This is a genomic window from Shewanella sp. 10N.286.51.B8 (assembly GCF_041469325.1).
Taxonomy (GTDB): Bacteria; Pseudomonadota; Gammaproteobacteria; order Enterobacterales; family Shewanellaceae; genus Shewanella.
Genome location: NZ_JBFRKG010000021.1, coordinates 1 through 5972, shown reverse-complemented (window position 1 = coordinate 5972; position 5972 = coordinate 1). Strand labels below are relative to the sequence as shown.

At 44.0% G+C, this 5972-nt stretch carries 1 protein-coding gene; it reads left to right on the top strand.

Annotation, left to right across the window (positions count from 1 at the left end):
- The coding region (locus AB4160_RS09220; RefSeq protein ID WP_372004308.1) for a tandem-95 repeat protein at positions 1-5972 on the top strand (5972 nt) is incomplete at both ends.

Genomic DNA, 5972 nt, shown 5'->3' with positions numbered 1-5972 from the left:
CAAATCACCATTAGCGCTGAGCAGTTATTAGCGAACTCAAGCGATGTGGATGGCACTGTCAGCCTAGACTCAGTGTCTTACTCTGGTACCGACGGCATATTAACGAATAATCTTGATGGCTCAGTGACCTTCTCGCCTAATGAGAACTTCAACGGCGAAATCAGTCTTGATGTGGTGGTTATCGATGATGACGGCGCCACTGCTGAAACCACCGCAGGCATCACTACACTGGCGGTTAATGATGTGCCATTGGTTGATGGTAACCTGGCTTACAATGTCGATGAAGATGGCACCATTACTCTCAGCCAAGAACAATTACTTGCCAATGCATCTGATGTAGACGGTGATGATTTAACCGCTGAAGGGCTTAGCGTTGCTGGTAACGCAACAGTTGTGGCGAATGACGATGGCAGCTTCACCATTACCCCAGATGCCGACTTTAATGGCGACTTAGACTTACGCTTTGATGTCTCAGATGGCACCACTACAGTGGCAGCAGGTGTTGATTTAACCGTTAACCCAGTCAACGATGCACCGATTGCGGGTGCCGATATTTATATTCAAGCAGAAGAAGATCAAACCGTTGGCGTTAGTCTTCGTGAAGAGCCTGCTATTCGCCTCGATGCACAACCTGAGTTTGGTATTGTGCAAGCCAATATCAATGATGAATGGGTGACGTTAGAGGTAGGACAAGAATTCGCGCCTGATACTGAAGTACGCTTTGTTGCTGATGAAACCGCAGTTACTGATTCTACTCATACTAGTCAAATCGGTACCTTCGATGATAATGCGACAGTTGATGATTGGGGCACAGAAATAGATTCACATACCCGTGAATTTACTGATGGCGACTTAGTAGTTACCACCCAGAGTACAGATGGGCCGTTAGGCGCTTGGAATGGTAATACTCATATTGGCCATGGTATTGGCGATACCGATAGACAAGGTTTAAGTGGTGATGAGCAGCTAGTTATTAATGTTGAAGGTCAAGATATTAATGAAATCAGCTTCGAACTAGATGGCTTAGGTGGTTGGTTTGTTGAAGGATCTAAAAACTTCACTGAAGTAGAAATTAGGGCTTTTGATGCCGATGGTAACCTCATCGACTCACAAACTTATCATAAAGATGATAATAGTAGTTTCGAGCATACGTATACCCTTACCACGGATGAACCCGTAGCACGATTTGAGTTAGGCACAATTGAAGGTAACGGCACTTATGTGGTGCAGAATATGTCTGTATCGCAGACGTTACCTGATGATGTGGTCTTTACATCGATTGCCGTAGATGGCACTGAAGTAACAGAAACAATTGAGCTGAACCTTCACGCTGGTGATCAAGATATCGATTTATCTGCAGAGCTTCCTGTTGTGACAAGTTCAGAAGGGGCAGATGGTTTTGCTTCTATTGTGATAACCGAGGAGCAGTTGCTTGCACAAGCTTCTGATATTGATAGTGAAAATCTCGATATCATTAATCTTGAGTTAAACGATGAGAATGCAACGCTAACCGACAATGGTGATGGCACTTGGACCCTTACCCCAGATGAGAATTTCTCGGGGGATATTGACCTAACTTATCAAGTGACTGATGGTGAGTTAGTTGATGACAATACTATCCATATCAACTTTGCTGAGGTCAATGATGCACCAATTGCATCTGGACCAATAGTCCTTAGCACTGAAGAAGACAACTCTATTAGCTTCACTGATGCTGATTTACTTGCGAATGCATCTGACATTGAAGGTGATGATTTATCTATTCAAGATGTGAGTTACAGCGGTAATGCCGGTGAGTTAATTACCAATGACGATGGTAGTTACACCTTTGTTCCCAACGAAAATTTCAATGGTGACGTCGACTTAAGTTATGGCATTAGTGATGGTCAAGATGTTACAACCAATAATATTGATTTAACTGTTATCCCTGTTAATGATGTCCCTGTTGCAGGGGCGCCATTAGATTTACAAATGCTCAATGATGGCACCATGACCATTAATGCATCTAGCTTATTGTCAGGTGCAAGTGATGTTGATGGCGATATTCTTCATATTGAAGATTTAGTGCTGACCAATCAGCTGGATGGTACTTTGGTCGACAACGGTGACAATACCTTTAGCTTCACGCCAGCAGAAGGATTTACCGGCAATGTGTCTTTGTCATTCGAGGTTAGTGATGGCCAAGCATCTGCTCCTAGTTCATTAAATATTACCGTTGAAGAATACAACGAAGGCCCTGAAGTCTCTGGCCCAGTTGCGGTAACTGTGGATGAAGACGGCAGTATTACCCTATCTCAAGAAGAATTACTCGCCAATGCCAGTGATGTCGATGGTGATTCTCTGGCCGCAACCAATCTTGTTACCAACGATGAAAATGCGACTGTCGTACAAAATGACAATGGCAGCTTTACGATCACCCCAAGTGAAGATTTCAATGGTGACATCCAATTTACATACGATGTGACTGATGGTATTGAAACGGTTGCCACTGAATTAGATCTAACGGTTACGCCAGTTAATGATGCTCCAGATGTTCCTGATCTTTCATTTAATACCATGGAAGATGAAGCTATAACGGTTACTACCGAGCAGTTACTGGCTCAAGCAACGGATATAGAAGGCGATGAGTTATCTGTTGTTAATGTCACATCGCAAGATCCAAACGTTGAAGTCATTGATAATGGCGATGGGACTTATACGCTAACCCCACAAGCGGAATACAGCGGTACCGCCAGCTTGAGCTTTGATGTCAGTGACGGCACTGATGTGGTTTCGGCCGATATTAGTCTTAATGTTGAGTTTGTAAATGATGTCCCTGAAGCTGGGCCTATTGTTGCTTCTGTAGACGAAGATGGCACAATTTTAGTTACTCAAGAAATGCTACTTGAAAATGCATCAGATCAAGATGGTGATTTCTTAAGAGCCGATGGTTTACAAACTAACGATCCAAATGCGACCGTTGTCGATAATGGCGACGGTACCTTTAGCGTTACGCCTTCTGCTGATTTTAATGGCGATATTGTCTTTAGTTATGATGTTTCGGACGGTGAAACTGACACACCTACAGAGCTGACTCTGACAGTTAATCCAATTAATGACGCGCCTGAAGTGCAGCCGCTTAATTTTGCAATTCAAGAAGATGGAACATTAATCTTCACAGAAGAGCAATTATTGGCACAAGCGACAGATATCGAAGGTGATGAGCTTAGTATTACTGATGTATCTTACAGCGCAGATGAAGGTACATTGACGAATAATGGCGACGGTACTTACAGCTTCACTCCGAATGAACATTTTAGTGGCAATATTGAGGTCGATTTTAGTGTGTCAGATGGCACAGATGAGGTATCACAAAGTATTGGTGTTGCCATCGAAGCCGTTGCTGATGCTCCTGACTTAACAGTAACAACCGGTGATGGCGATGTCGTCACTGATGAAGTGATTGTGGTAGAGCCCGGTTCAACCACGCAACTTAATATTGATGCAAGTCTAGTGGATCAAGACCTTTCTGAAACCCTTACGGTTGAAGTAAATGGTTTACCAGAAGGTTCAGTACTGACCTATGACGGCGAAGCGCTGTTTGACGAACAAAGCAGCGGTATTACCAGTTACGACAATACCGATATTACCGTGACGTTCCAGGGCGAAACTGCCGGATATCAAAATACGGCGGGTTACTATACCGTTGATGAAGAAGGTAATATTACAGGGGTACAAATTGGTTTTGAAAATGCTTCTGAAGTGGGCTCTGGCGGTGAATTAATCCCAGGTGAATCATCCTTCACGTTTGATGTCGAGGCGGGTGAAAGCTTCAATCTATTTGTGATCCCAAATGGTTTCAATCGTAATGACTTTGAGAATATGCAGGACGGTACATTTGAGTTCCGCGATGCCGATGGTAACCCTGCTACTATCGACTCAGTCGACCCGCAATTGGTTCACATTAGTGAAGATGGCGTCGAAACGCCGATTTTAAGTCAATTTGGTGATGCGATTTTCCATGGTGGCAGCAATAGCAATCTTAACGAAGATGGCATAGAGCATACGAGAACCACACTGAATGAAGATGGCGATATTGTTTACGGTGTTGAAGATCTCTTTGGCGGCGGAGATCAAGATTTTGATGACTTCACATTTACCATTGATGTTGGTGAAACAAATAGCCAAATTTTCCAAGGTGAAATTGTTGTTGGTGAAGATGGCAGCGTTGTTATCCCAACCACTGTGTTGGATCAAAACCTTGCAGTTACCTTCCCTGAGGATTACACCGGTTCAGCATCGTTAGAGATCATCGCAACAGCCACTGAACTGTCAAATGACGATCAATCTAGTACTGTTCAAACGATAAACTTTGAAGTTGACCATGCACCTGATTCTGATGCAGTTACCGCACAGGTTGATGAAGATGGCTCAATCACTATTACTCAAGCTGATTTATTAGCGAATGCGACCGATCTTGATGGTGATGATTTAGTTGCCGTTAATGTCAGCTCTGATGATGACAATGTCACATTGGTCGACAATGGTGATGGAACATACACAGTTACCCCTGATGCGGACTTCAACGGTGAAGTATCGTTTAGCTTTGATGTCAGTGATGGCGATCAAATCGTCTCCACTGAATTAAATCTAAGTGTTAACCCTGTTAATGATGCTGCTCTAGCGCAAGATCAAAGCTTTAGCATGAACGAAGACGGCGTGATCATCATTACCGATGAGCAACTGCTTGTTGGTGCCACCGACATTGAAGGTGATAATTTAACTATCGCCGATGTGAGTTACACAGGTACCGATGGTGTGCTCACCGACAACGGTGATGGTACCCATAGCTTCGCGCCAAATGAAAACTTTAATGGTGATGTGCAACTTGAATATGGGGTAAGCGATGGAACTGAAGTGACCCCAGCTAACATTGATATCGCTGTTGCCGATGTCAACGATGCACCGGTAGCGGGTTCAACCTCATACACAGTCAACGAAGATGGCCAAATCACCATTAGCCCTGAGCAGTTACTGGCAAACTCTAGTGATGTTGATGGTAGCGTTAGTTTAGATAGCGTGAGCTACTCAGGCACCGACGGTATTCTGGTTCAAAACTCGGATGGCTCAGTGACCTTCTCGCCAAACGAGAACTTCAACGGTGAAATCAGTCTTGATGTCACCATCATCGATGATGATGGGGCAGTGGCGCAAACCACAGCAGGCATTGAAGTCATTGCGGTGAATGATGCACCCGTTTCGGGTGATCTGGCTTACAGTGTTGATGAAGACGGCAGTATTACCCTGTCTCAAGAGCAATTGTTAGCCAATGCCAGTGATGTAGACGGTGATGACTTAACTGCTGGAAATCTAACTGGCGGTAACAACGTTACTATCACAGAAAACGACGATGGTTCATTTACCCTGACTCCTGATGCAAACTTCCATGGTGAAATGGATATAAGCTTTGATGTCTATGACGGTGGAACCACAGTTCAAGCCAACATTGATCTGACTATTAACCCTATAAATGACACAACAGTAGGAGTGGAAGATCAAGCTTACACTGTCGAAGAAGATGGAACCTTAATCTTCACTGATGAGCAATTGCTCACGGGCGCAACAGACATCGATGGAGACGACTTATCCGTTAGTGGTGTTGAATACAGTGGTACCGAAGGTGTATTCACTGATAATGGCGATGGAACATATAGTTTTGCGCCAAATGAGAACTTTAATGGTCAAGTTGAACTTAGCTTCTCGGTCACTGATGGAAAAGAAACCGTTGGCGCTAATATCGATATTACAGTAACTGATATTAATGATGCACCGGTTGCGGGTTCAACCTCATACACAGTCAACGAAGACGGCCAAATCACCATTAGCGCTGAGCAGTTATTAGCGAACTCAAGCGATGTGGATGGCACTGTCAGCCTAGACTCAGTGTCTTACTCTGGTACTGACGGTATCCTGGTTCAAAACCAAGATGGCTC